The following is a 26,534-nucleotide window of genomic DNA, read 5'->3' on the forward strand; positions in this document are numbered from 1 at the left end:
GACCAACTGGGAAGAAACGGGCGGAAGGTCACGAGCACCTGAGGTCAGCAGGAGGGAATTGTCGCCGTGAGCAGCAGGCCATCCCGAGGCGCTGCTCGCCTCGCCGCCATACTCGACGCACTGCCCGACGCGCTGCTCCTGGTGAACTGCAACGGCACGGTGGTGAACGCCAACGCCATCGCGTTGGAGACCTTCGAGACACCCGGCACGGCACTCGTGGGGCGCGGACTGCTCGACCTGTTGCCCGAGTTCGACTCGAAGCGCATCCCGGGCTCGATGCGGCGTCCGGACGAGGCCGAACAGACGCAGGGCCGCCAGAAGCCGACCCGGATGGTGGCGCGGCGTACGGACGGCAGCGAGTTCCCGGTCGAGGTGACCAGCGCGAACCTGGAGGACGGGCGCACGCCCTACGCCTCCGCGTTCGAGGCCGCGTTCGCCGACCACCCCGGTGGCGGCGGTTACACGGGGGACGAACTGCTGATGCTGGTCGTACGCGACCTCACCGGCACCCTCGACACCGAAGCGGAACTGGCACGCCAGCAGCGGCAGACAGAGATGATCCTGCGGGCCGCCTCCGAGGGCGTCGTCGGCGTGGACTCCGAGGGCAGGGTGGTGCTCGTCAACCCGGCGGCGGCCCAGATCCTCGGCTACCGCGCCAGCGACCTCGGCGGCCGGCAGCTGCACCCCCTCGTGCACCACTCGCGGCCCGACGGCTCCCCTCTCCCGTACGAAGAGACGCCGCTGGCCGACACCCTGCGCTCGGGCCGCAAGCACCGGGTACGGGCCGGGCAGGTGCTGTGGGCGAAGGACGGAAGGGCGGTGCCGGTCGACATGACGACGGCGCCGGTGCGGGACGGCGAGCAGTTGGTCGGTGCGGTGCTGACGTTCGCCGACCGCCGCCCGTACGACGCCGTCGCCGCGCGCCAGACCCAACTGCGGGCGGTGCTGGAGGAGTCGCTGCGCGGGCCCTTGGAGGAGCTGCGGCGGGAGCTGTCCGGGCTGACCTCCGACCCTGCGGCCCAGCTCTGGCCGGAGGCGAACCAGATCCTCCACCACCTGTCGGCCGGCTACGCCCGGATGACGACACTGGTCGACAACGTCCTCGGCTACCAGCGGCTGGACGCCGGCCAGGAGCGGCTGCGGACCGAGCCGGTGCCGATGGATGCCGTCGTCTCCGCGGGCGTCGAGGGGGCCACCGAGCTGATCGGTCCGGGCCGCGCCCAGTTCGCCGTGCACGCGCCGCCGATCGAGGCCGAGGTGGACCCGGAGCGGCTCGCCGTGGCGTTGGCGCACCTGATCGCCGATGTGGCGGGTGTGGACGCCACGGGCCGAACGACCGCCGCGCCGCCGCCCGGTGTCGACCCGACGATCGTGGTCGCCGCGGCCCAGCGCGGCGAGGTCGTACGCGTCGAGGTACGCGGCCCGCACAGCGGTGGCAGCCCGGTGCACGAGCCGCTGGTCCGCGGCATCGTCACCCGGCACGGCGGTGTGCTGCAGACCCACGAGGTGCCGGGCTCGGCCGGCGGCAGCGCGTATGTGCTGGAGGTCCCGGTCAAGGCGGTCGGCAACACGACGCGTCAGCCGGGAAGCCGCGCCCGCAAGCCCGGCCCGGGCGACTCGAACGGCACGAACGACACGCACGACACTCACGGCACGAACGACACGCACGGCACGAACGGAACCAGCGGCGGCGCCAACGGAACCGACGGCTCGAACGGCACGCACGGCTCGCACACGCGCGGCACGCACGGGAGCAACGGAACCGACGGCGCAGGCAGTGCGGCGGGCAACACGGACAGCACGGGCGGTGGCGGCCGTACGGGACAGAGCCGGGACGGCTCGACCGGTGCGGGCCGCTCCACGGGCGGAGGCCACGCTCGCGTCGGAGGTCACGGCCGCACTGGCAGTCACGGCGGCCCCGGCGGTCACGCTGGTGGTGGCACCGCGCAGGGCGGCGAGGGCGCCTTCGGGGTGCCGAGCGTCGTGCCCGGCACGGAGCACGGCGAGACGACGGTGATGCCCGTGCCATCCGCCCCGGCGCGGGGCACGACCGGGCACCCGCAGCAGGACAGCGGCCGGGGGCAGGCGCCGGACGGGGGCCCGGGGCACGGCACCGCCGAGGGCGCGTCGGCGGCCGCTCTGGAACCGGCCGGTGAGCCACGGCAGGCAGCGGGTGCGCTCGCCCCGGTGCCCGATCCGCGCCGCAGCATCGAGCTGGGGCCGGGACCGTCCGCCTCCACCGGCACCGGCACCAGTGGCGGCGGGAGCAGGGGTGACGGTGGCGGTCAGGGCGACCTCGGCGTCCACGCACAGCCACAGTTGCCGCAGCCCGAGCAGACGCACCCCGAGGCGGCGCAGCCCGAGTTGGCGCAGCCCGAGTTGGGGCCGCGCGCGCTGGGGCCCGCGCGCCCCTCCGACGGACGCGCACAGCCCGGCAACGGGGACCCCGGTGCGGCATCGGGTTCGCCGGTCGCGGAGCACCTGTCGTCCGCCTCGCACGGTGAGTACGAGGACGGATCGGCCATGCCCCGACCCACCGGGCGGCGACGGCGCGCACGGCCGAACCCGGCCGAGGAACAGCATGAGCAGGCGCCCGTCGGGGGCGGTACAGTCGCCCGCACCGCGTCCGGTGCTCTGGAGCTTCCGGTGGGGGAGTCGGGGATGCCGGGCAGCGCCGGAGCGGGCGCGGCAGGGGGCGCACCCGCACCCGTCCCCGCGCAGGGCACGGGTCGCCGTGCGCGGCGTGCGCTGGGCGAGCGTACGGAGGCAGGGCCCGCCCCGCAGCAGGGTGCGGAGACGGGCCAGGACACCGTGGCCGGGCCCATGGCGGCGCAAGCACCGGGGCAGCAGGAAGCGGGTGCGGCAGGCAGCGGCGCCGAGGGCGACGGGTCCGCCGACGGTCTCGAACTGCCGGCCGCCGGAGGCGGGCGCAGGGCCCGGCGTATCGCGGCGGCCCGCGCGCGGGCGCAGGCAGCGGCCGAGGCGCAGCAGGGCCCGCACCACGCGCCGTTCGCCCTCCCGCCCGCTGCCGCCGAGGTGGAGCCGTGCACCCCGTCGGCCACGGGCCCGGAGATGCAGCAGGCCGTACCGGGACCCGGCACCGATCCGAACGCGCACCCGAACCCGGCCGCCGGGGACCCGAACGCGGACCCGGCCGCCAACGTGAGCCAGAGCCAGGGCCAAGGCGCGAACGAGGTCGCACCGGAAGCGCAGCAGGAGAGCGGGCAGCACCAGCGAGGCGAGCACTCGGTCGTCGCCGCGAGTCCGATCCTGGGCGGCGGGGCGTTCCAGCAGCCGCAGTCGGCTCAGCAGCCGGGCGCGGCGCCCGGTTCCGGCGCGTACGGCACCGAGCCAGGACCCCGCGTACGGACGCTGGGGCAGGGGCTGCCGTTCGCCGAACGGGTGGCGGAGCAGTCCGCCACCCAGCAGTGGCCCCCGGCGCAGTCCTCGGCACCATCGGCCGCGTCCGCCATACCGTCCACCCCCTCCACCCCGGCAGCGCATGCCGCCCAGGCCGCCCACTCGGCACCTCAGACCTCGGCCCCCGCGGCCGGCGGTGGCGCCACGCCGCCTCCCGGCTCCGGCCGTCGCCGGAAGCTGGCCACTCCGGAGGAGCGGGCGCAAGGCGGCACGGCTTCAGGTCCGGCGCAGGACGGCGCGGCGCAGTCGGCAGCAGCCCCGCACGGCGGAAGCCAGGCGGGACCGTCCGGACAGTCGCGGCCCGGCACGCTCGGCGGGAACGCGCCCGGCCAGGCACAGCCCTGGTCCGCCGGGCCGGGCCAGTCGGAGGCGGGCGTCCAGCACGGGCTTCACGAGCTTCCCGCGAACACGTCCGGACAGGTATCAGGGCAGCTACCGGGGCAACTGCCGGGGCAGTCGGGCCCGGCACAGGGAGCGGCTCCCGGAACGCAGGCACAGCCCCCCGCACTGCGACAGCCACCAGGCCAAGGCCACGGACAGAGCCAGAGCCAGAGCCAGGAGTACGGGCAGCAGCCCGGTGCGATGCCGGGCCCGATGCCCATGCCGACGCCCATGCCGACGCCACAATCTGGCACAGGCCACCCGGCCCGGACGAACCCCGCGAACCCGACCGCCCCCGCCGACCCGGCGGGCCACCCGGGCACCATGGTCCCCGCAAGCTCCGCAAACCCCGCAAGCCCCGCAAACCAAGCAAGTCCCACCAGTCCCACAGCCCCCACAGGCCCGCAGGAGTTCGCCGTCGGCGCGTCAGGCGGGGCGACGGGCTCCGAGGTGACGGAGGGCCCGGAGCCGCTGGACGGTCCGGACAGCCCCGTCGAGATGACGGACGGACGCGGATTCGGGGTGCCGCCGCACGCCATGGACGACGAGCTGCCGCCCGAGCCGCTCGACAACCCGCGTCGCCTGCTGGTCTGGCCGGAGCCGGACGTCTCCACCCAGCAGGCGCTCTCCGAGCGCGGCTACCGCCCCGTGCTGGTGCACTCGCGCGAGGAGGTGGACGCGCAGATCGCGGCCTACCCCGCCGCACTGTTCGTCGACCCGCTGACCGGACCGATCACCAGGACGGCGCTCCAGTCGCTGCGGACGGCCGCGGTGGCGGCCGAGGTACCCGTGCTGGTGACGGCGGGGCTGGGACAGGCGACCCGGGAGGCGGCCTACGGAGCCGACCCGGCCGTTCTGCTGAAGGCGCTGGCGCCGCGCGACAGCGAGCAGCACCCGCCCCGGGTGCTGCTCGTGGAGGAGCAGCAGGCGATCGCCGCAGCCTTGGCGGCGACGCTGGAACGGCGCGGTATGCAGGTCGCGCACGCGCCGACGGACTCCGAAGCGGTGCAGGTCGCAGCGCAGGTCCGGCCGAACCTCGTCGTGATGGATCTGATGCAGGTGCGGCGACGGCGCGCGGGCATCATCGACTGGCTGCGGGTGAACGGCATACTCAACCGCACCCCGTTCGTCGTCTACACCTCGGCGGACCTTGATCCGGGCGAGCTGCCGCGGCTGGCCTCGGGCGAGACGGTGCTGTTCCTGGCGGAACGCTCCACCAGCCCCGAGGTGCAGTCCAGGATCGTCGACCTGCTGACGAAGATCGGCGCCCACTGACCGGGCCGGAGGCTGCCCGTGCAGCCCCCGGCCCAGGGCGGCCAAGGAAGGGCCCGTTCAGCCCAGCTCGGTCACATCCAGCTCACCCGCCGCGTACTGCCGTCGCAGTACCTTCTTGTCGAACTTGCCCACGCTGGTCTTCGGCACGGCCTCGACGGTGGCCCAGCGCTCGGGCAGCTGCCAGCGAGCGACGGTCTTGCCGAGGAAGGTACGCAGCTCCTCGTAGGGGACGGGGTGGTGGCCCTCCTTGAAGACGACGGCGGCCAGCGGGCGCTCGCCCCACTTGTCGTCGGCGACGGCGACGACGGCCGCCTCGGCGATCACCTCGTGCGCCATCAGCGCGTTCTCCAGCTCCACGGAGGAGATCCACTCGCCGCCGGACTTGATGACGTCCTTGGCGCGGTCGGTGAGCGTCAGATAGCCGTCCGGGCTGATGACTCCCACGTCACCGGTGCGCAGCCAGCCGTCCGGGCTGAACTTGTCCTCGGGGCGCAGGGGCGGCTCGCCCACACCGCCGAAGTAGCCGGCGGCGATCCACGGGCCGCGTACCTCCAGCTCGCCGGGCGACTTGCCGTCCCAGGACGCGAAGCTGCCGTCGGGGGCCGCCAGCCGGGCCTCGACGCCCGCGGGGAAGCGGCCCTGGGTGATCCGGTACGGCCACTCCTCCTCAGGGGTGAGACCGCCCGGCGGATGCGCGAGGCTGCCGAGCGGCGAGGTCTCGGTCATCCCCCAGGCGTGGCAGACCCGTACGCCGTGCAGGTCCTCGAAGGCCCGCATCATGCTCGGCGGGCAGGCGGAGCCCCCGATGGTGACGGTCTTGAGGCTGGAGATGTCGCGCGGGGTGGCGGCGAGCTCGTCCAGCAGACCCTGCCAGATGACGGGGACAGCGGCGGCATGGGTGGGCCGCTCGGCCTCGATCATCTCGGCGAGCGGCGCGGGCTGGAGGAACCGGTCGGGCATCAGCATCCCGACGCCCGTCATGAACACCGCGTGCGGCAGCCCCCACGCGTTCACATGGAACATCGGGACCACAGGAAGGGTGGTGTCGGAGGTGGTGAGGCCCATCGACTCGGCCATGTTGACCTGCATGGAGTGCAGGTAGACGGAGCGGTGCGAGTAGACGACGCCCTTGGGGTCGCCGGTGGTGCCGGAGGTGTAGCACATGGCGGCGGCGCTGCGTTCGTCCAGCTCGGGCCAGTCGTACGAGGTGGGGCGCCCGGCCAGCAGTTCCTCGTACTCGTGCACCCGTGGGGCGCAGCCCTCCAACAGCGAGGTGTCGCCCGGGCCGACGACGACCAGGTGCTCGACCGACTCCAGGCGGGGCAGCAGCGGCGCCAGCAGCGGCAGCAGGGTGCCGTTGACGAGGATGACGCGGTCGGCGGCGTGGTTGACGACGAAGACGAGCTGCTCGGCGGGGAGCCGCAAATTGAGCGTGTGGAGCACGGCGCCCATGGAGGGGATCGCGAAGTACGCCTCGACGTGCTGCGAGTTGTTCCACATGAGAGTGGCGATCCGGTCCTCTTGGCGCACTCCCAGTTCGTCGCGCAGGGCGTGGGCCAGCTGCGCGGCGCGTTCTCCGGTGGCCCGGAACGTCGTGCGGTGCGGCTCCGTCTCACCTGTCCAGGTGGTGATCCGCGCCTCCCCATGGACGGTCATGCCGTGGCGCAGGATGCGCGAGATGGTCAGGGGTACGTCGTCCTGCATCGTGCTCAGCACCGGGGCCTCCCCTTGAGCGGTGGGTACGCGGAGCAGACGCATACCGCGTGCGGTCGCGCACAGGTGCGCGCCTTCCCGGAAGGGTCCGCACGGAGGAGCGTGCAGGTCCCGGAGCGGTTACGCACGGGTGCGGCATTACGCACGGGTAATGCGCTGGTTTCGCGGAAGCCTGCCACCGACCGCTCGGTATGTCACGGGGGCCCGTCAGGATCCGTGCCCGATCCGTAGCCGGTCCGTAGCCGATCCTGTGCCGTACGCGAGCCTGCGGGCGGGTGCGGCACGTGGGGTGCGGTACGTGGCTGCGGCACGTGGGCTGCGGCACGTGGGTGCGGCACGTGGGTGCGGTACGCGGGGTGCCGTACGTGGGCGGTGTGCGGGTGCCGTGGGGCTGGTGCCGTGGGGCTGGTGCCGTACGCGGGTGCTGCCCGCGAACGGCACTCAGGCCGCCAGGGCTCCCACAGGGCGCTCCGCCGAGCCGTCCCCCGCGCCGTCGTCCGCCGGAGCGTCCGCGCGGACGTCGGCCGCCAGCTGCGGGTCCTCCCGGAGCTTGGCCAGGGCGCGCGAGACAGCGCTCTTGACCGTGCCGACGGAGACGCCGAGCACCTCGGCCGTCTGGATCTCGCTCAGGTCCTCGTAGTAGCGCAGCACCACCATGGCGCGCTGCCGGGCCGGCAGCTTGAGCACGGCGCGCCACATGGCGTCCCGTACCGCCTGCTGCTCTGCCGGGTCGGGCGCGGGCAGCGGATCGGGCTCCGGCAGCTCCTCGCAGGAGAACTCGTCCACCTTGCGCCTGCGCCACTGCGAGGTGCGGGTGTTGACCAGCGCCCGGCGGACGTAGCCGTCCAGCGCGCGGTGGTCCTCTATCCGCTCCCAGGCCAGGTAGGTCTTGGTCAGCGCCGTCTGGAGCAGGTCCTCGGCGTCGCTGGGGTTGGCGGTCAGTGAGCGGGCGGTGCGCAGCAGCACAGGGCCGCGCGCTTGGACGTAGGAGGTGAATGTCAGTGGCTGTCCCCCGGAGCCTGGCTGCGTCGCAAGGGACCGCGCGTGCTTCGCATTGGTGGTCCGGGGAGTCCGAACTGTCCCAGGCGTGGTCATGGCATCCACGCTATGAGCTGCCCGGCTTTCCCGGATCGCCCCAAGGTCCCGATGCCGCGTCCGCCTCAGGGTGTACTGGTGGAGGTAGCTACACCTCCTGAAGGTGGAGAGCATCCACCAGGCGGATCAGGGTGACGGTTCAGGGGGTCATCCGACCACCGCCACCGGAGCGTCCACCAGGTTCTGATCGATGTGCACCGTGTGGCCGCCGTAGGTGCGCTTCACATTGCCCGTGTGCTGGTGAATCCGACGGTGCGGCTGCCATGCCTGGGGGTGCAGATTGCGCTCCGAGTTCACCGAGGGCCGGGTCTTCCAGCGTGCGAACCACACGGCTGTGGGCAGCCCTCGCGCCCCCGCCGCGCGGGCTTTCTCCATGTGCGCGATGCCGTAGTTGGCACTGCTGTAGAAGCCGGCCACGTACCCCTGGGCACGCACAGCGCTGTTCCATCCCTGGATGAAACGCAGAGTGGTGTCGGCGCAGCTCTTGTTCTTGTACCGGTACGCCTCCATGTCGAGGTAGACGGCGCTGCTCCGGCCCATCCCGTAGTGCTGCGCCTGGCGTACCGCGTCCAGGCCCTCGCGCTTGCCCTGCCTGTAGGGGTTCTTCCCTGACATCCGGAACTTGCGCTTGTTCTTGGCGATGACACAGGGCGACTGGGAGCCGACGTAGACGGGCAGCAGCTTCCAGCCCTGCTGATCGACGTTGCGCACCCAGTCGGGGCTCAGATGCCGCTGCTTCGGGCACGCCCTGCCGCGGCCGCCGATGTAGACGCCTACGGCGCCGAACGGTGAGCTCTTCCGCCACGCCCGCATGGTGGCCTGCGAGGGCGCCTGGCAGGTGTCGAAGGCGTTGCCCTGGAAGATGTGCGCCCCGAAGTCGCGGGGATCGCCCCGTACGAGCGACGGCTGGTCCGCCGGTACGCCTGCGGAGCCGGGCGCCGCCGGGTCGGCGGACGCGTCGGGCGCTCCCGGGTCGAGCAACCCGCGGGAGTCGGTGAGCCCGCCGGGCGGGGCATCCGACGCCCCGGGGGAGGCGGGGTCGACCGAGGACGCGGGGTCGCCGGGGGAGGGCGACGTGGTGCCGGGGGAGGTGCCCGGTGCGGGCGCGGTGCCACCGGCGGCAGGCGCGGAGCTGTCGGGAGCGGGGAGGGGACGGGTGGTGGCGGGGCCCGGAGGGGTGGGCTCGGCACCGGAGGCGGGGACAGCACCCCCGGTGAGCACCGTGGCGAGCGCGGCCGACAGCAGAGTCGCCCGTCTCATCATCTGATTTCTGGTCGCCATGGGCCGAGTGAACGAGCCGTCGGCCCTCCGGACGGTCAGGCACGCCCACAGCGCCGCGGGATTCAGCCATCTGCCCGAAGAGACACCGGACACCGGGACACTGCCCGAAGGGACATTGGGGCACTGCCCGAAGGGTCACCGGGTCATCAGCAGCCCCGATGTCGGGACGCCGCTGCCGGCCGTGACGAGCACCCGCGCACAGTCGTCAACCTGGTTGACGGAGGTACCGCGGAGCTGCCGTACCGCCTCGGCGATGCCGTTCATCCCGTGCAGATATGCCTCCCCCAGTTGCCCGCCGTGCGTGTTGAGCGGCAGCGTCTCCGCCGCGACGAAGTCCGCACCCGTGCCGCGCGCGCAGAAGCCGAACTCCTCCAGCTGCATCAGCACGAACGGGGTGAAGTGGTCGTACAGCACCGCCATGTCGACGTCCCCCGGTCCCAGCCCACTGGTGCGCCACAGCTGCTGCGCCACGACATCCATCTCGGGGAGCCCGGACAGGTCGTCGCGGTAGAAGCTCGTCATCTGCTCCTGGCCGCGGCCCGCGCCCTGGGCCGCCGCAGCGATCAGTGCGGGCCGCTGCGGCAGGTCGCGGGTGCGCTCGGCGGAGGTGACGACCAGGGCCTGCCCTCCGTCGGTCTCCTGGCAGCAGTCCAGCAGCCGCAGCGGTTCCACGATCCAGCGAGAGGCGGCGTGCTCGGCCAGGGTGAGGGGTCTTCCGTAGAAGTAGGCGGCCGGATTGGTCGCAGCGTACTTCCGGTCGAGTACCGCGACCTGCCCGAAGACCTCGGGCTCCAGCCCATAGGTGTGCAGATAGCGCTGGGCTGCCATCGCGGCCCAGGAGGCGGGGGTCAGCAGGCCGAAGGGCAGCGACCAGCCGAGCGCGGCCCCCTCCGCCGAGGGCTCGCGCTGCTGCACGCCCGAACCGAAGCGCCGTCCTGAGCGCTCGTTGAACGCCCGGTAGCACACGACCGTCTCGGCCAGGCCGCACGCCACCGCCAGCGCCGCCTGCTGCACCGTCGCACAGGCAGCGCCGCCGCCGTAGTGCACCCGCGAGAAGAACGACAACTCTCCGACACCGGCCGCCTGCGCGACGGTGATCTCAGGGCTGGTGTCCATGGTGAAGGTGACCATGCCGTCCACGTCGCCCGGCGTCAGTCCGGCGTCGCTCAGTGCGGCATGGACGGCCTCGACGGCGAGCTTGAGTTCGCTGCGCCCCGAGTCCTTGGAGAACTCCGTGGCGCCGATGCCGACGACGGCGGCCCGGCCGCCGAGTGAGTCGCCCCTCCGCAGGCTCATTCCGGTGCGCCTTCCCGGAGGGTGACGGTGACCGTTCCTGTGACGTGCTGCCCGAGCCGGTTGGCGCCCCGGACGGCGACCTCCACAGTGGCGCCTTCACCCGGTGGTGCGTCCGGTCCGGGAGGCGTGACCGCTGTGACGCGTCCGGACAGTGCCATGGTGTCGCCGGGATGGTTGGGCGCGCCCAGCCGGATGGCGACCTTGCGCAGCACGGCGTGCGGGCCCGCCCAGCGGGTGATGTAGCTGCCCACCAGGCCGTTGGTCGTCAAGATGTTCATGAAGAGGTCCGGCGAGCCCTTCGCGCGCGCCGCTTCCGCGTCGTGGTGGACGTCCTGGAAGTCCCGCGAGGCCAGCGCGCCGGAGACGATGAGAGTGCGGGTCACGGGAATCTCCAGCGGCGGCAGTTCCTCACCCTCGCGGGGCTGCGGCGGGGGCGTGCGCCCTGGTGCGGTTCCGTTCTTGTGTGCCATCAGGCCCGCCCCCGGAAGACGGGCAGTTCGAGGTCGTCGTCCACCCGCAGGAACTCCAGCTCGACCGGCATCCCGACGCGCACCTGATCGTGGCGCACACCGGTCACGTTGCTGATGATCCGCACCCCTTCGTCGAGTTCGACCAGCGCCACCGCGTACGGCGGGTCGAAGGCCGGGAAGGGCGGATGGTGCATCACGACGTACGAGTAGACGGTGCCCCGCCCGGACGCCGCGACGGCACGCCACTCGGAGGAGCCGCAGGTGTTGCAGCCGGGCAGCCACGGGAAGCGCGGAGTCGCGCACGCCGCACAGCGCTGGAAGAGCAGTTGGTGCCGGGCGACGCCCTCCCAGAACCCGGCGTTGTCCCGGTTGACCACGGGGCGCGGCCGCCGGGCCCCACCCCGGTGCGCGCCCTGTCCGGCGGCGGGCCCGGTGGGCTTCGGGCGGTACTTGAGGATGCGGAAGCGGTGCGTCCCCGCGAGGGCCGCACCCACCCGTACATCCATCCGGGTCGTCACGAAGTACCCGGTGCCCAGCTTGGTCCTCTTGCGCGGGGAGACCGACTCGATCACCGCGTCGAAGGTGATCTCGTCCCCCGGGTGCAGCGGACGCACGTACTCCTGCTCGCAGTCGGTCGCGACGACGGCTGTACAGCCGGCGCCGTCCAGTTCGGCCAGTAGCTCGACGTACGGCCCGGCGCGCCCTCCCTGACCCGTGGGAGCCCCTGAGGCACGCTCTCCGTCCCTCGCCAGTCCGGCCATCGTCCAGACCTGGAGCATCGTCGCGGGCGCCGAACCGTCGGGCGGTACGGGGTGGCCGAGCGCTTCGCACCAGTGCCGGATCATCGGTGCGTTGACGGGGTCGCGGCCGTGCGCCGCGTCCGCTGCCGGGCATCCCGCGTACGTACGCAGCCGTTCGTACAGCGCGTCGTCCGCGTCCTGGCCAGGTGACGGACCCACACCGTTCGCCGCACTCACCCAAGCCCTCCCGTCTGCCGAGCACACCGACAGCTCGGCGCCCACTCGTATCTGACTGTCCGTCAGCTCCGGGGTGGTGTCAACAGCGCGAAGACGGCCGTGCCCGCACGGAAGCACGCACGGCGGCCCGCACGGAGACGTGCCCGCACGGAGACGTGCCCGCACGGAGAAGGCCGCGTACTCGCGACAGTGGCGCAGGTACGCGGCCTCAACCCATCCCCATGAGCGACCGGTCCGGCCCCCCGGACCAGCCGGACCCGTCTAGACCCTCACCACAGGTTGCCGAAGGCGATGGAGGCGGTCTCGTTGTGTGTCTCGTTGACCTGGTTCACGACAGCACCGTTGCCGTTGACGGTGGCGTTGTTGGCGTTGTTGGTGTTGTTCCCGTTGCCCACCGCGCCCTGCACCTGGGAGTTGGAGCTCGCCTGGGAGTTGGATCCGTCGTCCGCGAGCGAGCCGTTGTCCGCCTGCGCCACGCCTGACATGACGGCGAGAGCGAATGGAAGGGCGGCGGCGGACGCGATGACGCGGGCGGTACGGATGCGTGCCATGTTCATTCCTCCAGGAACGGTAAGTGCGCCACGAGGGCGCTGCACCGGAAGTGCGCTGCTGCCTCGGACAGTTGGCCCGCTGCCCTCGGCTTCGCTTACGACGTCGCGGGTCCAGAGTTGCCCATGCCGCCGCGGGCGGATTCGCCCAGTACGCCTCTTTCCCCCGCACGTATGACGACGTATCAATAAACCCTCGTACACCCTCAACCCGGACGGCGTCCTGGCACCCCTCGACCGTGCCTGTCACGGCGAGTGCGGGCTGCTCGGCCACGGCGTGTACGACGCCACGTCCGACCCCGACCGGGTGCGTGCCCTCTTCGCCGCCGCGCGGCGGACCACCGGCTACGGCATCGCCTGCGGCCGCGCACCGCTGTACCTGGTCGGGCTCGACCTCGATGTGAAGCACGGCATCGACTCGCCGCGCGCTCTCCGACGGCTGGCCGCCGCACACGGCTTCGCCGTTCCGGCGACGACCACCGTGCTCACCCCCGTACGCGGCACCTACCGGCTCGCACCGGGCTCGGCAGCCCGGGCGCCCGCGCCCGTCCCCGAGGCGCTGCTGGCTCTCCTGCTGCCGCCCCCTCAGGGCACGCGACGGCCGGACGACGGGTGGGAGGGGCGGCGGACGACGGAGGCGCGCTGGTGCGGCTCGTCCAAGGCACGCAGGTCGGGCAGCGCAATGCCCGGCTGTACTGGACGGCCTGCCGGACCTACGAGAGCGGCCAGGGGCGACGACCTGGCAGAGCCACTGATCCGGGCGGCGCTCTCCCTCGGCCTGCCGGAGCACGAGGCCCGCTCGACCGTCGCCTCGGCGCGGCAGGACGGCAGCGCGGCAGCGCGGCAGGACGGCAGCGCGGCAGCGCGCAGGACGGTTCAACGGCGGGGTGAAGCGCGCCACGGCCCCCGGCGCGGGTGAAGCCGGGAGGACCGGAGGAAACGGGAGCGAGCGGGGTGAACAGGGCGAACGGAGCGGGCACCGCGAACGGGGTGAGCAGGGCGAGCAGGGTACGTGGTGCCGTCAGGCAGAGCCCGGGGGCTGCCATGCCGGGTCGCGGCCGGCCAGGCCCACGATCTGGTCGAGCAGCGGGGCATCCGCGTCCACATGGACGACCGGACCGAAGATTCCCTGCTCCCCGTCCTCGCCCTCGCTCACACCTGCGGCCAGAAAGTCCCGGACCGCGCGCAGGCCGGGCTCGTCAACCTGGTAGTCCTGCCGGGTGGCCCGCGCCAGGTCCCAGCCGTGCACGACGAGTTCATCCAGGGTGACCAGACCGCCCTCCGTGCCCGTCAGCGTGAAACCGCCCGCCTGGGTGGTGCCCGTCCAGGCGTCCGGCGCCGACCAGGCGACCGCGAGGTCGGCGAGGTCGTGCGGAAGCCGCTCGCGCCAGTCGTCCGGGAGTGGCCGGTCCGCGGCACCGCCCGCAGCAGCAGCCGTGACATCACCCGGCTCCTTGCGCGCCGTGTACTGCAGGCCGACGGCGAGCGCGTCGATGTGCCGCAACAGGTCCCGCACGGCGAACTCCGTGCACGGTGTGGGGTCGCCGAGCTGGGCATCCTCCACCCCCGCAACGACCGCCGCGGTGCGACGCGCGGCGGGGCGCAGGTCGACGGGCACCTCCGCGCCCCCTCCCGCCCCCGCCGCGCCGATCACGCTGTCCGCCATGTCGCTCGCCTCCTCCGCCGCCGCCCGGTACCGCCGACCGTCCCCGGGCTGCTCCGGTGTCTCTCGGTGCCACGAAACAACCGTCCACAGGCACCAGCCTCCGCGCACCCGGGCCATCCGGCACGGCGGAACCGGCCGGCCGAGGGGGTCTTCCCCGTCGCTCCCCGGCCGCCAGGGGGCTGCCAGCACAGCGGGGACTCCGCCGTCCAGGTGACCGACATCACGCCACCCGTGGGCGTCCCCGCACGGCAAAGGGGCACCACCCGCACGGTGGTGCCCCTTCGTGAGCCGGGCCGTCATTCAGGCTGCAGACCTTCATTCGGGCTGCGGAGGCGGTGGGATTTGAACCCACGGAGGTGTTGCCACCTCTACGGTTTTCAAGAGGGTCGCGGAGCACACGGGCGCAGTGCGTTGACCTCCATGGACGGTGGTTCGCAGGCACTTGGGAAGACGTCTGGGGGACGGGTGGGGCAGCGCTTTTAGTGAACTCTCCCCGAAGCGAGCATGCACGGAGGCGTCGTCGCCGCTGGGGCGGTCGTCTACGGCTTGACACAGCCATCACGGCGCGAACCTCGGAGGCACGACGCATCAGACACGAAAATATGTACGAACTGCCCCGCCGAGCTGGACTCTTGAGCCCTAGGTGGCGGTATATTTTGCGGTATGTTTTCTCCACCTGACTCAACAGAGGTACTGACAGGCTTAGGCCCGAAGGTGATCCGCGGGCTGGTGCGTGCAGTAGACCAGGCATCTGAGGACCTACAGACGTACCGAGAGAGCTTCCCCTCGTGGGTGGCGCAACACAGTGAACGAGGTCTCGGGAATTGGATTCATGACCGCCTGTGGGCTCACCTTCTAGCTGAGCTCGACGGACACCCAGGCGTCACCCTCTCGGATGGCGAGCCCACTCGCGAGCTCGTCGTGGGTGTCAGCTATCGTCTGCGAGTCAAGCGGCATCGCGAAGATGGCCAGGTCAGCAGCTATGCGACGCAGACAGCTTTGGAGTTCTTCGCGCAAGGGCACCAAGCAGCATTCCCTGGCTTCGAAGAGGTCCGCTTGACCGCTGGATACGAGTGGAACCCTGACGCGAGGAAGATCGGCGAGGCAGTGCTCTCCTTGCGCGATGGCCAAGAGAACGTTGTCTGGTTGGTACCTCTGCGAAGTGCTGGCGAGGGGATCACCCCTGGCACCGTTCAGCCCGTGCAGCCGACCACCCCGACGCCTCAGTTGCCGTCCGTCGACGTTCCGGCGACAAGTCTGCGTGAACCGACGAAGGAGTAGACGTGAGCACTCTCGGCGAAGCAATCACCACGGCTCGCCGGGCTCTGGGTGCCACTCAGGAAGAGTTGGCAACGGCAGCAGGCGTCACGCAAGCAGCGTTGTCAAGGTACGAGCGAGGCATGCGCGAGCCCGAGGGAGAAGTTCTTTCGCAGCTCGCGGATGCCCTCGGCGTGACGGAGGCATTCCTCAAGGGGGCGGGTTCCGCGCGTGGGGCGATGGCGGTCGACGCTCATATGCGCAAGCGAGCCACCGCTAAGGCGACCAAGTGGCGCCAACTTGAAGCCCGTCTGAACGTGTATCGCATGCACGTCCGGCATCTCATGGAAGAAGTGTCCCTGAGGGCTCAACAGCGGTTCCCCACGTTCGACCCTATCGATACCGACCCCGCAGACGCAGCCCGTATGGTGCGCATGCAGTGGCGTATGCCGATTGGCCCCGTTCCATCAGTCACACCATGGGTTGAGGCGGCAGGGTGTGTCGTTTTGGCGGAGGACTTCGGCACGTCACGGATCGACGGCCTCAGCCAATGGGTAGACGATCATCCGTTGATCCTTATCAATCGAGTGGCGCCAATTGATCGCTTGCGACTGACAATTGGGCACGAACTAGGGCATCTCTGTCTTCACTCATCGGAAGTCACGCTGACGATGGAGGACGACGCCAATCGGTTCGCCGCGGAGTTTCTGATGCCGGCGGAGGTCATTCGTCCGCAGCTAAGAAACCTAACTCTAGGCCGGTTGCACGATCTCAAGCGCGAGTGGGGCACTTCAATGCAAGCACTGATTGAACGCGCTCATGAACTCAAGGCAATCTCCACAGAAAAGCGGACAAACCTATACAAATCACTGAGCAGCAAGGGGTGGCGCACTAAAGAACCGCTCAGTGACGAGCTAACCCCGGAGGTTCCCAAGCTTGCTCAGTCCATCGGGGAAGCCATGGCCAACCAGGGGTTGACGCGCGAGGAAATCGCTTTGATCGCAGGATTCGCCGACCCGTCAAGGAATACGATCTTCACGCCGCCTGAGAAGCGACTCAGGGCACTCTGAGGGGCCTGGGGCCACTGGGACGCCCAACAGGCCACGCGGCAGTGAACATGGCAGGCGACACAGGCCCGGAACTCTTCGCAAGCCTGGCAACTACCGACGTGACCAGCACCGTCTTACCCGCCAGTGGTGCGCCACTCCAGTCGCGCACCACTGGCCTACGTGTAACTTCTTTGCTACGCTCAGGGTGGTGACGAACTCAACGGGAGGCTCCATGGCAACCGAACACGACGCCTTCTGGGACGACCTCGCGGAAGACCTGGAGGACCCGGCGTTTCTCCGCGAGTACGTCGTTGAGTCGATGCGCATTGCCACGATCGATCAAATCGTCAACGACCTTGATCAAGCACGAGAGGCTGCCAAGCTCTCCAAGGCTGCTCTCGCCAGGGCCATCAGTGCAGAGCCGGCAGTAGTGCGTCGGCTGTTCTCAGCGGGTCACGTCAACCCAACGCTGGGCACGCTTGCCGAAGTGGCCACAGCTCTCGGCTTGCGGATCACGCTGGAGCCCCTTCCCAAGAGTGAGCGCGAGTCTCTTACCTCGCCACTCCTGGAAGGGCGCACAGCCGACGCTCAAGGACTCATCGACCACCTTAATGACCTTCGCACAAAGAAGCGCAGCAGATCCTCAGCAGCGGCTTAAGAAGAATCAACTAAGGCTTCGAGGGTTGCGGCTCCAATATTCCTCTCCGAGACTCCTTACCTTTCGGTAGTCCTTGTCAGAGAAGGTCGTGCGAAACGGCTTCTCAAGACCCGCAACGATCACCAATAGGGGTTTCTCGAAGCCTTCTGCCGCATAGTCTAAGAGGCAGAAGAGGCGATAATGCCGACGGCCGGGACCGTCTGCGCGAGCCTCGAACCAGCCGGCCATATCCTCTTTCATTGCCTCCCAATAGCCGCCCCCCGAAAAGCGCTTTGGTGGAGCGGCTGCTACCTGAACAAGTACGGCCCGCAGCTTGGCCCTGACCGGCGTGGGACAGGATCGAAGAAACTCGCGCCCGGGAATGCCCTGCTCTGGGTCGTCATCGACATGCCGCTTGAAGTAAACGATCTCATGCGGGTCGTCACTAGAGGGTCCAACTCGCACATGAGGGTGGTTGGTCAACTGAGGTCTTTGATTTCGGCGACGTCGGCGCTTATCAGGTGCCATATCTGATGATCTCGTGCGCAGTCTTGCCCTGGCGCCTCATTTAGCCATTTCATCCAGTGTGAGGATCCCCACAGTCTCACGCCAATCGCCGGATGGCGAGTCAGACCTGCACAGAGTCCTTCTTGAGTACGGCTTGCACAACCTGGACAACTTCCTCAGCGACGCCCGGGGCGCACACCACCGTCGCCCTCGACGCCGCCGTGTGAGGCGTCCCGTCCCAGTCCATGACCCTGGCGCCGGCCTCCCTGGCGATTGCCGTCCCCGCCGCTGTGTCCCATGGGTGATTGCTCAAGGCGATTGAGGCATCAAGGCGGCCGGCAGCAACCCAGACAAGGTCGGTTGCCGCTGAGCCGAGCATGCGGACGCGCATGGCGCGGGTGGCCAGGAGGTTGGTCAGCGCGAGACGTGGGGCGTTGCGGCTCTCCGCGTTGTGGCCGACGGCGTAGTCGCCGATGGCGACGATGGCGTCTTTCAGTGCGGTGGTGCGGCGAGGCGAGATTGGCTCCTCGCAGCGGAAGGCCCCCTGCCCTTCCGCCCCTCGGTAGCGCTCGCCCAGGAACGGAAGGTCGATTACGCCCAGCACCGAGCGGTTCCCCTCGACCAACCCCAGCGAGACCCCGCACAGCGGCATGTCGTTGACCAAGTTCGCGGTGCCGTCGACAGGGTCCAAGGACCAAGTGAGGGCGCCGCCCGCCTCGTTGCTGGCGCCGTGCTCCTCTCCCAGAAAGCCGATCTCCGGCGTCTCGGCGAGCAGGAAGGCCCGCAGCTTCTCTTCGACCGCAAGGTCGATCTCGGAGACGGTGTCACGGTCGCCCTTCGCGGTGACCTTGCCGAGCGACATGGTGGTCACCAGCTCGGCGGCCTGGTCGACGGCTCGGTCGGCGACTTCGAGAAGCGCGGCGAGGTCGGTCATTCGGTGGTCCGCCTTTCCCACATGCTGGTGAAGATCTGGTCAAAGGTCGAGTAGAGGCCACCGACTGCTCGGCGCTTGCGCACCAGGAAGACCGGCGAATCGACACCCCGCGTCTCCGGGAGATACGGCTGGGCGACGCACATCTGCTTGTCGATCAGGGTGAGGTTGAACCGGATCGGCTCGTCATAAACGCCGATCTCCACACGGTCAGCCGCTTCTTCGGACAGCTCTCCGACGACGCGCTCTTTGAGGATCGCGATGTTCAGCGCCGTCAAGGCCGACAACTGCCCTTCGGGATAGCCCTCTTCTCGCTCACGGTCGGCTATGTAGCGGCCGTTGGGCTTGAGGAAGAGCGCCTGGAGGTGCGTACCGGCCTGGACGATTTCCTTGAGTCGTGAGCCGGAGTACGCCTGGCACAGCAGGTTGAGAGACAGGCCGCACATCCGGATGTCTTTCGCGTCATCGAAGATGTCCGACGCGGGGACCTTCGCCTGGAACTCCGAGCGGCTGACGTAGACGCCTGTGAGGTCGGCGAACTGGTTGCCGACCAACTGGGCCAGGGCGTCCTGGCTCTCGTCGCCGTCAGCGCCGCCGAGCTGCGGCCCGCGTTGCCGGCCGATTATGTCGGCGGCGACCAGGACGTCGCCGGGGGGTGTCGTCACCCCCTCCCAGGACTCCAACGCTTCCGGGCTGACGTGCCAGTCCAGCATCGCGGACAGCAGCTCGGCGAACTCCTCGACCGAGAGTCCCCGTGCTGCCCGAGCGGCAGCGAGCTGGTTGCGCGCGAGCTGGGACAGATCCGGCTTGTAGGCGGTCCGGCCGTGCAGTGACACCACTTCTGCCGAGTCGTTGGCAGACTCCCGCAACTTCTCCCCCTTCACAGCGTCAGTCGCCGACGGCTCGTTTGCGCGCCGGTGCTGCCGCCTGGTCCTTGATTGGCGCCTTGTCGTGCGGGTACGGCTGTCCCACCCGTCCGTACAGCTCGATGAGCTGCGACTGGAGAACAGCCACCGACCGGCGCAGCTCGGACAGCTCCTTCTTCACTTGGGCGATATCCGTCGCAGCGCTTCCCACGGACGCGAGCTGTTCCCGGACCTCACTGAGTCCGTGCGCGACTTCCTCCAGGGAGGCGCGATCCGACGCGGCCTCTTCCGGGGTTGCCTGGACGTACACGGCCTTGCCCGGGTGGCCGTAGATCAGCCCTTCTTCGCGGAGGATCTTGAGAGCGTCCCGGACCACGGTGGTGGAGCCGCCGTACTGCTTGATCAGCTCTCTCGCCGACGGAAGCGCCGAGCCGACAGGCAAGTCGCCATCGGCGATCTGCCTGCGCAGACGTTCCGCGAGCAGCCGATAGGCGGGGCCCGCGCTGGTCTCGGCCAAGGTGTCCTCCTTCTGCGTACATCTGGCTGAAGCAGCCGCACCTAGTCCAGCACACCGCCACCGCAGCACACAGCGAAGGTGAAATCCGAGGCCGCAGAGTCGCTTGACAACCTCATGCACTAGGTAGAACCTGGTGCATGAGGTTGAGCCCGGATGAGACCGACCGGGACGACCCATGCATGCAAAAAGCCCCGGCGATGCCGGCCGAGCGGGAGCGGCCACTCCCAACACGGCCCACCGGGGCTGCACCGGAATTCCTCGCCAAAGGAGCCCAACGATGCTCGACGAGCGTACCGGCGTCGTCACGGGACAAGCGCCGAGCCGGCGCACTGTCCCCGAGACGATGCTGCTGGTCGCCGAACGACTGTCCGCGATGGCTGACCTGCCACCGGTCACCGTGGACGTGCACGCCTACCGGCCCCACCTCGGCAGCCCCGGCGTGACCCTCCAGGTCGCCTCCTGGGCCGCGCCGGAAGACAAGTTCCCCGCCGTGGCACAAATCTTGACCGTGTTCGGCGGTGGTGAGCCGGTGGCACACCAGTACGACGACAACGACCTGGGGTGTCACTTCAGCGGTGACGCGAACTGGAAGGGCGTGGAGATCAGCGTCTTCGCTTGCACCTCGCCCACCGACGCTTGCCGCCCGGCTATTGGGGAGGCGGCGTGATGGCGACGAAGCCGGCATACGACGCACGCCCGACGTGCGCGAGCGCGCGGTGTCCCCGGTGCCAGGCGAGCACATCCGTGTCGCGGTGCCGTACCGCGGCTCGGGAGGTGTGCGGTTCCTGCGGACACACCTGGACGCCTGGGCCGCGAATCGAACGGGCGGAGGTGCGCTGATGGCTTTCCGTCCCGTCCGTCACGCGTCCTACCTCGCCATACGGGGAACCTCGCGGCCCCACCTCCGGTCAGCCAAGCACCGCGATCAACGTCCGAATCGACGCAGCAGCGGCGGTGCCTCGATCCCGGGAGCCGACCCGACCGTAGAGGCCGCTGCGGCGTGCAAGGGCACCTCCACGGATCTGTTCTTCTCCGACGGCCGCCAGGAAATCGCGGTCGCCAAGGAGATCTGCGGCTCCTGCCCTGTACGCATCCGCTGCCTGGACCGAGCGCTGGCCAACGGCGAGCGGTTCGGAATCTTCGGCGGGCTGACGCCCGACGAGCGCAGCGAGCTGACCAGTAAGGCCGACTCGGAGCAGAAGGGGGCAGCGGCATGAATGAGCCGACGATGCCCCATGGTTCGCCCACCAACCCGAGGTACGTGCTGACGGACGCTTTCGGCCGCCAACACGCCTCCCTGGCACCGGCGCAGCAGCAGAGCCAGGTCGTGCCCCACCACACGGGCCAGACCTGTGCCTGCGGTTCCCACGCCCCGGTTCCCGGGTCTGGTGCCGGCCGCCGCCTCGCGGTGTCGCCCGGCGCCATCGCCATCGGCGCCGCTGGCGCGCTGATCGTCGGCTCCGTCCTGGTCGCACTGCTCCTGTCCGTGGCCATGGTCGCGCTTGCCGTTGCTACGACTGCGGTGTCGGTCATGGTCTGCGCGCTGGTGCTGCGCTCGATGGTCGGGCTGGACATTCCGATCTCCGGCGGCCGTAAGAGCCGCTGAGCGCCTCTCTCTGCTTCCTCTTCCTCTGTGCCGTCGGGCCTTGCTGCCCACTGCTGGTGCTGCGTCCTGGCCGCAGGCCCGACGGCCCTCTGTTCGGAGGTTTCTGCCCATCATGACGACCCCGACCAAGCATTCCCTGACCCGAACACTGGCTGAGCACCGCCGCGAGTTGGCCGCTCTGCGCCACGATCACGCCGAGCTGCTGGCCGCCGCCCGTGCCGCCGTCTGCGCGCACTACGACGGCCAGGCCCTGCCGCTCGCCGTCCTCATCGACACCCTCGACCAGCTCGGGCAGCTCCCAGAGTTCTCCCCGTACGTGACCGACGCGGCCCTGGACTTCCTCGACGCCTCTGCCGACCTCGCCGACAGCGGCCAGGCATCCGGTCCCGCCGCGCTGGCCAGTGGGAGGCGCGTCGCATGAGCGCCCGGACTCGCTGTCCGCTGTGCGGTTGGCACCGGACGTACCGCAAGCAGAAGGCCGGCCGTCGCGCCGTTCGCTCGCACGCATGCCATCCGGGGCACGAGAGGAGGGCCGCATGAGCGCGCTGATCAGCGCTGCGAGTGCAGCACTGCCTCTGTCCGGCTGGGGTCTGCACACCCTGTGGATGCGGCGCCAACTCGCCGCCGCGAACAAGGACCCGCTGACAGGGCTACTGCGACGCGATGCCTTCGAGCAGCAGGCCGCCCGCATGCTGGCCAACCATGTGAGGCCATGCGCTGTCGTCATGGTCGACCTGGACGGCTTCAAGGCCGTCAACGACACCTGGGGGCACGCGGCCGGCGACGAAGCGATTCGCACAGCCGGAAAGGTGCTTGCCCGTGCGGTCGGGGGCGGTTGTAGCGGCCTGGTCGCCCGGCTGGGCGGTGACGAGTTCGCAGCAGCCGTGCCGATGTCCGGCCCTTCCACTCTGACCTCGCTGCTGGAGGGCTTGAACCGCGAGCTGCGTGCGCCGTTGACCTTCGAGGGGCACGAGCTGCGCCTGGGCGCTTCGCTGGGGGCCGTCTTGCATGAGCCACCCGCGCTTGCTGACCTTTCGCGGCTGCTGCGACTGGCGGACGAGGCCATGTACAAGATCAAGCGCCACGGCGGCGGCTGGCTGCTGAGCAATAACGACTGCGCCCAGTACGCCACCGTGAACGGCCGCCGTGCGGGCCGACGCGGCACCCTCCCCGTCGGCGAGCAGACCAGGGCAACGGCTCACACCCTCGGCTCCGCCTCCGAGACGGGTGGTGAGTGAGGTGCGCATGCGCACGCCGATTGGTCTGCCTGTCGAGGTCGGCGAGCTGGATGGCTACACGATCGCGCTGACCGTCGAGCAGTTCCTGGGCTGGCCCTCTCTGTGGTGGCACGCCTGGGCGCCGGACGGCTCGTACGCCGGCCAGACCAACAACGCGCACTGGCTCGCGCTGCTGATCGCCGACCACCGGCACAAGACCGCCTAGGACACCGGCCGAGCGCCTGGTGCAAGTCGACCGTTCCCCTCCCCACGCCTCCCGTATCGGAGTTGCTCGTGTCGCACCTTCTCCTCAACCACGCCAACGGCAACGGACGCACGGTGCCCGTTGTTGGCGGCCTGGTCGCCGCCGACGGCTCACCGTTGGTCCGTCCCGCCCGCCCGAACCGTCCCGCCGAGGACAGCCCGCAGGAAAGGCCCTCGGCGCCGACTCGACAGCACACTCCCGAGACGACTGCGTCGGCAGACGTCGAGCACGTGAACGACCGAGACGAACCAGCGGCCCCCAAGCTGCCAGGCACCAAAGCACGCTGGCTGCTGATCGGCGTTGTCGTCTCCGGCGCGCTCGTGATTGCCGCGATCGGCTTCGCAGGCTCGTACAAGGCAGTGCGCGACCTGGCCGTGCGCCAGGGGTTCGGCGGCTTCGCGCCGTACTTCCCCATCGGCATCGACGCCGGAATCGTCGTACTCCTCGCGCTCGATCTGCTGCTCACGTGGCTGCGCATCGCCTTTCCCCTGCTGCGGCAAGCGGCCTGGCTGCTGACTGGCGCAACGGTCGCGTTCAACGCCGCCGCTGCCTGGCCGGACCCGCTCGGAGTCGGGATGCACAGCGTCATCCCGCTGCTGTTCATCGTCAGCGTGGAGGCAGCGCGGCACGCCGTCGGACGCGTCGCCGACATCACGGCCGACAAGCACATGGAGGGCGTGCGGCTGGCGCGCTGGCTGCTCGCCCCGCCATCCACCTTCCGGCTGTGGCGACGCATGAAGCTGTGGGAGCTGCGCTCGTACGAAGAGGCAGTCGCCATCGCCCAGGACTGGGCCGTCTACCGAGAGCGGTTGCGCGCCCAGTACGGAAGGACGTGGCGCCGCAGCGCACCCACTGACGCGGTGCTGCCGCTCAGGCTCGCCCGGTACGGCCTCCCGGTCGCAGAAGCGGTCGCCTGCGTACGAAGCCCGGACGCACCTGCGCCCGACCGCATCCCTCCGCACACGGACGCACCCCGCCCCACTGCATCCGGCAAGCAGCCGGACGCACCAAAGCGAGCCGCATCCTGGGGCTCCCGCACCCGCACCCCGCGCGCATCCGCCCGCCCCGGCACGGACGCAGCGACCACGGCCGGAAAACCCGCCACCGACGACGAGCGCCGCGCGCTTCTGCGGCGGCTCGCCGCCGAGGGCCGGCCGCCCGCCTCGATCCGCCAGGCCGCCGACGTTCTGGGCTGCCGCCAGTCGAAAGCCAAGCAGCTGCTGGCCACCGAAGACCTGCTGAACACCGCCAACGCCCCCAAGAACGCCCACAAGTGAGGTATCTGCCGTGACCAACCCGATCCACTACAGCCGCTGGCACACACCCCGCGTGGTCGCCGCGAACGCGCTGGACGTCATCGCCGACATCACTGGAACCGTCTCCTTCGTAGGCGCCGCGTGGTTCGGCGCCCTGGCCCTCTCCGCAGCCTTCGGCGACTCGCCTACGTACGACCCTGCGGACGCACCCGCACTGGCGCTGCTCGGACTGGCGTCGCTGGGCATCGAACGCGTCGCCTTCCTTCTGCTCAGCTGGCCGGCCGCGCGCCTGCGTCCCGGCCTGGGCGAGCTGCCGGGCTGGGCGGTGCCCGCATCCGTGCGTGAGCAGGTGCACGGCTTCCTGAGTGCCGGGGGGCCAGTGCGAATCAGTGAGGTCGCCCGCGGCCTGGGCCTGCCGCGGAGCACCACCCGCTCGGCACTGCACCGCCTGGCTGCCGACGGCCTCGTCTACCGCTCTCGGTTCGGCGAGTGGTCGGAGACGCCAGGCAGCCACCGCCAGGCTGACGACAGCCCGCAGGCGCCGGTCATCGAGGGCGGCGAGGGGGAGACCCGATGAGCCGACGCCAGAAGGCCAGGCAGCAGCGCGAGGCAGCGCACTACGCAGCCAAGCGAGCGGCGGCGACAACCGCCGCTGAGCAAGCCGCAGTCGCCTTCGACCACGTGCGCGCCCGCCTGGCGCACCTGCCCGAGTCCGAGCGCGAGCAGGCGTGGCAGCGCGTTGCCGACGACCTCGAAGCCTGGGCCCAGCACTTCACCCACGAGCACGCTGCGTGAGCACTCGCGTGAAATTCACGCCCGTATTCACACGTCCGCGCACGCCAACGCGGAGACGCGCGCAGGCGCGCGCGAATCCACCATCACAGAACGTCACAGAAATTGATCTTGAAAGGAGGGGGAGTCAGTGTCCTTCTTCGCTGCATCGATCTCCGTAACTGTTGCTGTCCTCTGCCTCATTGCCGCGGGACTGCTGCGAACGGTCGGACGGCGCAAGGCGCCTCGCCTGACCACGCTGCTCGTACTCGCCGGCGTCGTCGGCATCGTCGGGACGCCGGTGGGCGGCTGGCTGCGCACCGCCGTCGGCTGGGCCGACTCGTCGCTCAGCACGATCATCGGCCGCTACACCGGCGCCACCGCCGTCGGCCTCATCGGCCTGGTGACGGCTGCTGTCGTCGGCTTCGACCTGTTCCACAAGTCGATCAACAACCGCACCCTCGCCTGCGCCGCGGTGGTGCCCGTCGCCGGGGTGTCCATCCCTGGCACGGCCGGAGCGATCGTCATGGGTGCCGTCGGCGCTGTGGCCAGCGCATTTGGCGCTCTCGGCAGCTTCCTTTTCTGACCCGTGCACAAGCGCACGCACTTTCCTCACTTACTCACCCAGCTCCTCAACCCACCTGGAGGTGAGGCCCCATGGGAATCGTCATCGTCCTTCTCGCGGTCTGCTGGGCCGTCGGCGACGGCGTCAGCAACGCGACGAGTCGCGTCCGGGACAACTACCGGAACGGGCGCGACCGTAGGCACCAGGCCGCCCTGAACCGGCGCAAGCAGGCCGCCCGCGGCGGTGGCCCGGCACCACGCAGCGCCAGCACCGGCATCAAGGTCGCGTCCGGCGCGGCAACCGTCGCCGTCGGCGGGTTCCTCGTCACCCGCGGCTTTGTCGACGGCGTACGGGCCGGCTGGCCCAAGGGCATGGAGCGCGCCCGCCGCTGGGCCGACACACGCAAGAACGGCGCGGCCGACAACTCGCCAACACAGCAGGACCCCAAGGGCCAGAACAGCGCTCCGACTCCGCCCGAGCAGCAGCCGAACGTGCCTCAGCCCTCTCCCAAGGCCGGCGCGGCCGACACCCCGAAGTCCCCCGCCGCCCCTCAGCGCGGCGGGCCCGCCCCCAACCGCACCAACACCTCTGGAGGTTCCACCGTGTCCATCAACACTGCCACCGGCGGCGAGGTCCACAGCTACGAACAGCTCCTCGCCGAGCTGAACTCCATCGCCGTCGAGGCCCAGGCCGAGCTGGAGGACGCCCAGGCCGACGCCCAGCGCGCCCGCGAGGACGCCGAACGCATCGACCTGATGGTCGGCTCCCTGACCGAGCTGGAGCTGGACCAAGAGACGCTCGGCAGGATCAGCTCTCTGGCCGACACAGCCAGCGCCCGGCTGGAAGCCGCCAACGCTCGCGCCGTCGCCGCCGACAGCCGCGCCAGCGGCGCCATGGCCACTGCCCAGCACGTCCAGCAGATGCACCAGGGGCTCGCCGAGGCATACGCCTCCGTCCCCAACGGCGGA

Annotated in this window: 25 protein-coding genes and 1 pseudogene; 15 read left to right on the forward strand and 11 right to left on the reverse strand. The window is 70.3% G+C overall.

Going from position 1 to position 26,534, the window contains the following annotated elements; all coding sequences use genetic code 11:
- Positions 1-66: 66 nt before the first annotated feature.
- Positions 67-5,076 carry a PAS domain-containing protein gene (locus tag JW592_RS25585; RefSeq protein WP_209267585.1) on the forward strand — a complete coding sequence of 1,670 codons (5,010 nt, stop codon included), beginning with the start codon at positions 67-69 and terminating at the stop codon, positions 5,074-5,076.
- A 57-nt stretch (positions 5,077-5,133) separates the two neighbouring features.
- On the opposite strand, the gene JW592_RS25590 is transcribed toward JW592_RS25585, so the two are convergent.
- The 7 genes from JW592_RS25590 to JW592_RS25620 form a co-directional block, all read right to left on the reverse strand.
- On the reverse strand, positions 5,134-6,792 hold the full coding sequence (locus JW592_RS25590) for a long-chain fatty acid--CoA ligase (RefSeq protein ID WP_209267586.1): 1,659 nt from the start codon (positions 6,790-6,792) through the stop codon (positions 5,134-5,136).
- Positions 6,793-7,230: 438 nt separating this feature from the next.
- Positions 7,231-7,884: a SigE family RNA polymerase sigma factor gene (locus tag JW592_RS25595; RefSeq protein WP_229376825.1), complete on the reverse strand. Its 654-nt coding sequence runs from the start codon at positions 7,882-7,884 to the stop codon at positions 7,231-7,233.
- A 147-nt stretch (positions 7,885-8,031) separates the two neighbouring features.
- Entirely contained in the window at positions 8,032-9,165 is a 1,134-nt protein-coding gene (locus tag JW592_RS25600; RefSeq protein WP_229376826.1) for a DUF1906 domain-containing protein, read from the reverse strand.
- Positions 9,166-9,300: 135 nt separating this feature from the next.
- Complete coding sequence (locus tag JW592_RS25605; protein ID WP_209267587.1) at positions 9,301-10,461, reverse strand: lipid-transfer protein; 1,161 nt, start codon at positions 10,459-10,461, stop codon at positions 9,301-9,303.
- Positions 10,458-10,931, reverse strand: coding sequence for a MaoC family dehydratase (locus JW592_RS25610; protein WP_209267588.1), 474 nt, complete (start codon positions 10,929-10,931; stop codon positions 10,458-10,460). The genes JW592_RS25605 and JW592_RS25610 overlap by 4 nt, the downstream gene beginning before the upstream one ends.
- Complete coding sequence (locus tag JW592_RS25615; RefSeq protein WP_307805543.1) at positions 10,931-11,908, reverse strand: Zn-ribbon domain-containing OB-fold protein; 978 nt, start codon at positions 11,906-11,908, stop codon at positions 10,931-10,933. The genes JW592_RS25610 and JW592_RS25615 overlap by 1 nt, the downstream gene beginning before the upstream one ends.
- Positions 11,909-12,177: 269 nt before the next feature.
- On the reverse strand, positions 12,178-12,459 hold the full coding sequence (locus tag JW592_RS25620; RefSeq protein WP_209267589.1) for a hypothetical protein: 282 nt from the start codon (positions 12,457-12,459) through the stop codon (positions 12,178-12,180).
- Positions 12,460-12,733: 274 nt separating this feature from the next.
- Between JW592_RS25620 and JW592_RS25625 the strand changes: the two genes are divergently transcribed.
- Positions 12,734-13,375 carry a bifunctional DNA primase/polymerase gene (locus JW592_RS25625; protein ID WP_307805544.1) on the forward strand — a complete coding sequence of 214 codons (642 nt, stop codon included), beginning with the start codon at positions 12,734-12,736 and terminating at the stop codon, positions 13,373-13,375.
- A gap of 102 nt (positions 13,376-13,477) precedes the next feature.
- Here JW592_RS25625 and JW592_RS25630 read toward each other — a convergent pair whose 3' ends face one another.
- Positions 13,478-14,122 carry a TIGR03086 family metal-binding protein gene (locus JW592_RS25630; RefSeq protein WP_209267590.1) on the reverse strand — a complete coding sequence of 215 codons (645 nt, stop codon included), beginning with the start codon at positions 14,120-14,122 and terminating at the stop codon, positions 13,478-13,480.
- Between the two features lie 1,283 nt (positions 14,123-15,405).
- Here JW592_RS25630 and JW592_RS33445 point away from each other — a divergent pair.
- Positions 15,406-16,449, forward strand: coding sequence for a helix-turn-helix domain-containing protein (locus JW592_RS33445; RefSeq protein WP_209267591.1), 1,044 nt, complete (start codon positions 15,406-15,408; stop codon positions 16,447-16,449).
- A 211-nt stretch (positions 16,450-16,660) separates the two neighbouring features.
- Positions 16,661-17,086, forward strand: a complete 426-nt coding sequence (locus JW592_RS25640; protein WP_209267592.1) for a helix-turn-helix domain-containing protein — start codon at positions 16,661-16,663, stop codon at positions 17,084-17,086.
- Positions 17,087-17,693: 607 nt separating this feature from the next.
- Here JW592_RS25640 and JW592_RS25645 read toward each other — a convergent pair.
- The 3 genes from JW592_RS25645 to JW592_RS25655 are packed head-to-tail and all read right to left on the reverse strand — an operon-like array spanning position 17,694 to position 19,886.
- Positions 17,694-18,506, reverse strand: a complete 813-nt coding sequence (locus JW592_RS25645) for an inositol monophosphatase family protein (RefSeq protein WP_209267593.1) — start codon at positions 18,504-18,506, stop codon at positions 17,694-17,696.
- A complete protein-coding gene (locus JW592_RS25650; RefSeq protein WP_209267594.1) occupies positions 18,503-19,372 on the reverse strand; it encodes a DUF5919 domain-containing protein in 870 nt (289 codons plus the stop codon). Before JW592_RS25650 ends, JW592_RS25645 begins: the two co-directional genes overlap by 4 nt.
- 19 nt (positions 19,373-19,391) lie before the next feature.
- Positions 19,392-19,886 carry a GntR family transcriptional regulator gene (locus tag JW592_RS25655; protein ID WP_209267595.1) on the reverse strand — a complete coding sequence of 165 codons (495 nt, stop codon included), beginning with the start codon at positions 19,884-19,886 and terminating at the stop codon, positions 19,392-19,394.
- 277 nt (positions 19,887-20,163) lie between these two features.
- Here JW592_RS25655 and JW592_RS25660 point away from each other — a divergent pair, with 277 nt between their 5' ends.
- The 11 genes and pseudogenes from JW592_RS25660 to JW592_RS25710 all read left to right on the forward strand — a co-directional run.
- Complete coding sequence (locus JW592_RS25660) at positions 20,164-20,553, forward strand: hypothetical protein (RefSeq protein WP_209267596.1); 390 nt, start codon at positions 20,164-20,166, stop codon at positions 20,551-20,553.
- A gap of 172 nt (positions 20,554-20,725) precedes the next feature.
- Positions 20,726-21,103: a WhiB family transcriptional regulator gene (locus JW592_RS25665; protein WP_209267597.1), complete on the forward strand. Its 378-nt coding sequence runs from the start codon at positions 20,726-20,728 to the stop codon at positions 21,101-21,103.
- Positions 21,100-21,492 (forward strand): hypothetical protein, encoded by a 393-nt coding sequence (locus tag JW592_RS25670; protein ID WP_209267598.1) that lies wholly within the window; start codon positions 21,100-21,102, stop codon positions 21,490-21,492. Before JW592_RS25665 ends, JW592_RS25670 begins: the two co-directional genes overlap by 4 nt.
- Positions 21,493-21,604: 112 nt before the next feature.
- Entirely contained in the window at positions 21,605-21,913 is a 309-nt protein-coding gene (locus JW592_RS25675; RefSeq protein ID WP_209267599.1) for a hypothetical protein, read from the forward strand.
- 115 nt (positions 21,914-22,028) lie between these two features.
- Entirely contained in the window at positions 22,029-22,730 is a 702-nt protein-coding gene (locus JW592_RS25680; protein WP_209267600.1) for a GGDEF domain-containing protein, read from the forward strand.
- A 7-nt stretch (positions 22,731-22,737) separates the two neighbouring features.
- Entirely contained in the window at positions 22,738-22,935 is a 198-nt protein-coding gene (locus JW592_RS25685; RefSeq protein ID WP_209267601.1) for a hypothetical protein, read from the forward strand.
- A 68-nt stretch (positions 22,936-23,003) separates the two neighbouring features.
- Positions 23,004-24,251, forward strand: coding sequence for a DUF2637 domain-containing protein (locus JW592_RS33640; protein WP_372446574.1), 1,248 nt, complete (start codon positions 23,004-23,006; stop codon positions 24,249-24,251).
- Between the two features lie 10 nt (positions 24,252-24,261).
- A complete protein-coding gene (locus tag JW592_RS33450) occupies positions 24,262-24,807 on the forward strand; it encodes a helix-turn-helix transcriptional regulator (RefSeq protein WP_209267602.1) in 546 nt (181 codons plus the stop codon).
- Complete coding sequence (locus tag JW592_RS25700; RefSeq protein WP_209267603.1) at positions 24,804-25,025, forward strand: hypothetical protein; 222 nt, start codon at positions 24,804-24,806, stop codon at positions 25,023-25,025. The genes JW592_RS33450 and JW592_RS25700 overlap by 4 nt, the downstream gene beginning before the upstream one ends.
- 127 nt (positions 25,026-25,152) lie before the next feature.
- Positions 25,153-25,587, forward strand: coding sequence for a hypothetical protein (locus tag JW592_RS25705; protein ID WP_209267604.1), 435 nt, complete (start codon positions 25,153-25,155; stop codon positions 25,585-25,587).
- A 71-nt stretch (positions 25,588-25,658) separates the two neighbouring features.
- Positions 25,659-26,534: pseudogene (locus JW592_RS25710) on the forward strand (hypothetical protein); the annotation flags it as partial.

This window comes from Streptomyces spirodelae, assembly GCF_017676385.1.
GTDB lineage: Bacteria > Actinomycetota > Actinomycetes > Streptomycetales > Streptomycetaceae > Streptomyces > Streptomyces spirodelae.

Excerpts from the sequence above, each read along its gene's own strand:
- JW592_RS25675 (WP_209267599.1), top strand. The coding sequence starts at position 21,605 with ATGACGACCCCGACCAAGCATTCCCTGACCCGAACACTGGCTGAGCAC.
- JW592_RS25670 (WP_209267598.1), top strand. The coding sequence starts at position 21,100 with ATGAATGAGCCGACGATGCCCCATGGTTCGCCCACCAACCCGAGGTAC.
- JW592_RS25610 (WP_209267588.1), bottom strand. The coding sequence starts at position 10,931 with ATGGCACACAAGAACGGAACCGCACCAGGGCGCACGCCCCCGCCGCAG.
- JW592_RS25700 (WP_209267603.1), top strand. The coding sequence starts at position 24,804 with ATGAGCCGACGCCAGAAGGCCAGGCAGCAGCGCGAGGCAGCGCACTAC.
- JW592_RS25645 (WP_209267593.1), bottom strand. The coding sequence starts at position 18,506 with ATGACCGACCTCGCCGCGCTTCTCGAAGTCGCCGACCGAGCCGTCGAC.
- JW592_RS25605 (WP_209267587.1), bottom strand. The coding sequence starts at position 10,461 with ATGAGCCTGCGGAGGGGCGACTCACTCGGCGGCCGGGCCGCCGTCGTC.
- JW592_RS25600 (WP_229376826.1), bottom strand. The coding sequence starts at position 9,165 with ATGGCGACCAGAAATCAGATGATGAGACGGGCGACTCTGCTGTCGGCC.
- JW592_RS25630 (WP_209267590.1), bottom strand. The coding sequence starts at position 14,122 with ATGGCGGACAGCGTGATCGGCGCGGCGGGGGCGGGAGGGGGCGCGGAG.
- JW592_RS25660 (WP_209267596.1), top strand. The coding sequence starts at position 20,164 with ATGCTCGACGAGCGTACCGGCGTCGTCACGGGACAAGCGCCGAGCCGG.
- JW592_RS25595 (WP_229376825.1), bottom strand. The coding sequence starts at position 7,884 with ATGACCACGCCTGGGACAGTTCGGACTCCCCGGACCACCAATGCGAAG.
- JW592_RS25620 (WP_209267589.1), bottom strand. The coding sequence starts at position 12,459 with ATGGCACGCATCCGTACCGCCCGCGTCATCGCGTCCGCCGCCGCCCTT.
- JW592_RS25680 (WP_209267600.1), top strand. The coding sequence starts at position 22,029 with ATGAGCGCGCTGATCAGCGCTGCGAGTGCAGCACTGCCTCTGTCCGGC.
- JW592_RS25640 (WP_209267592.1), top strand. The coding sequence starts at position 16,661 with ATGGCAACCGAACACGACGCCTTCTGGGACGACCTCGCGGAAGACCTG.
- JW592_RS25665 (WP_209267597.1), top strand. The coding sequence starts at position 20,726 with ATGGCTTTCCGTCCCGTCCGTCACGCGTCCTACCTCGCCATACGGGGA.
- JW592_RS25685 (WP_209267601.1), top strand. The coding sequence starts at position 22,738 with ATGCGCACGCCGATTGGTCTGCCTGTCGAGGTCGGCGAGCTGGATGGC.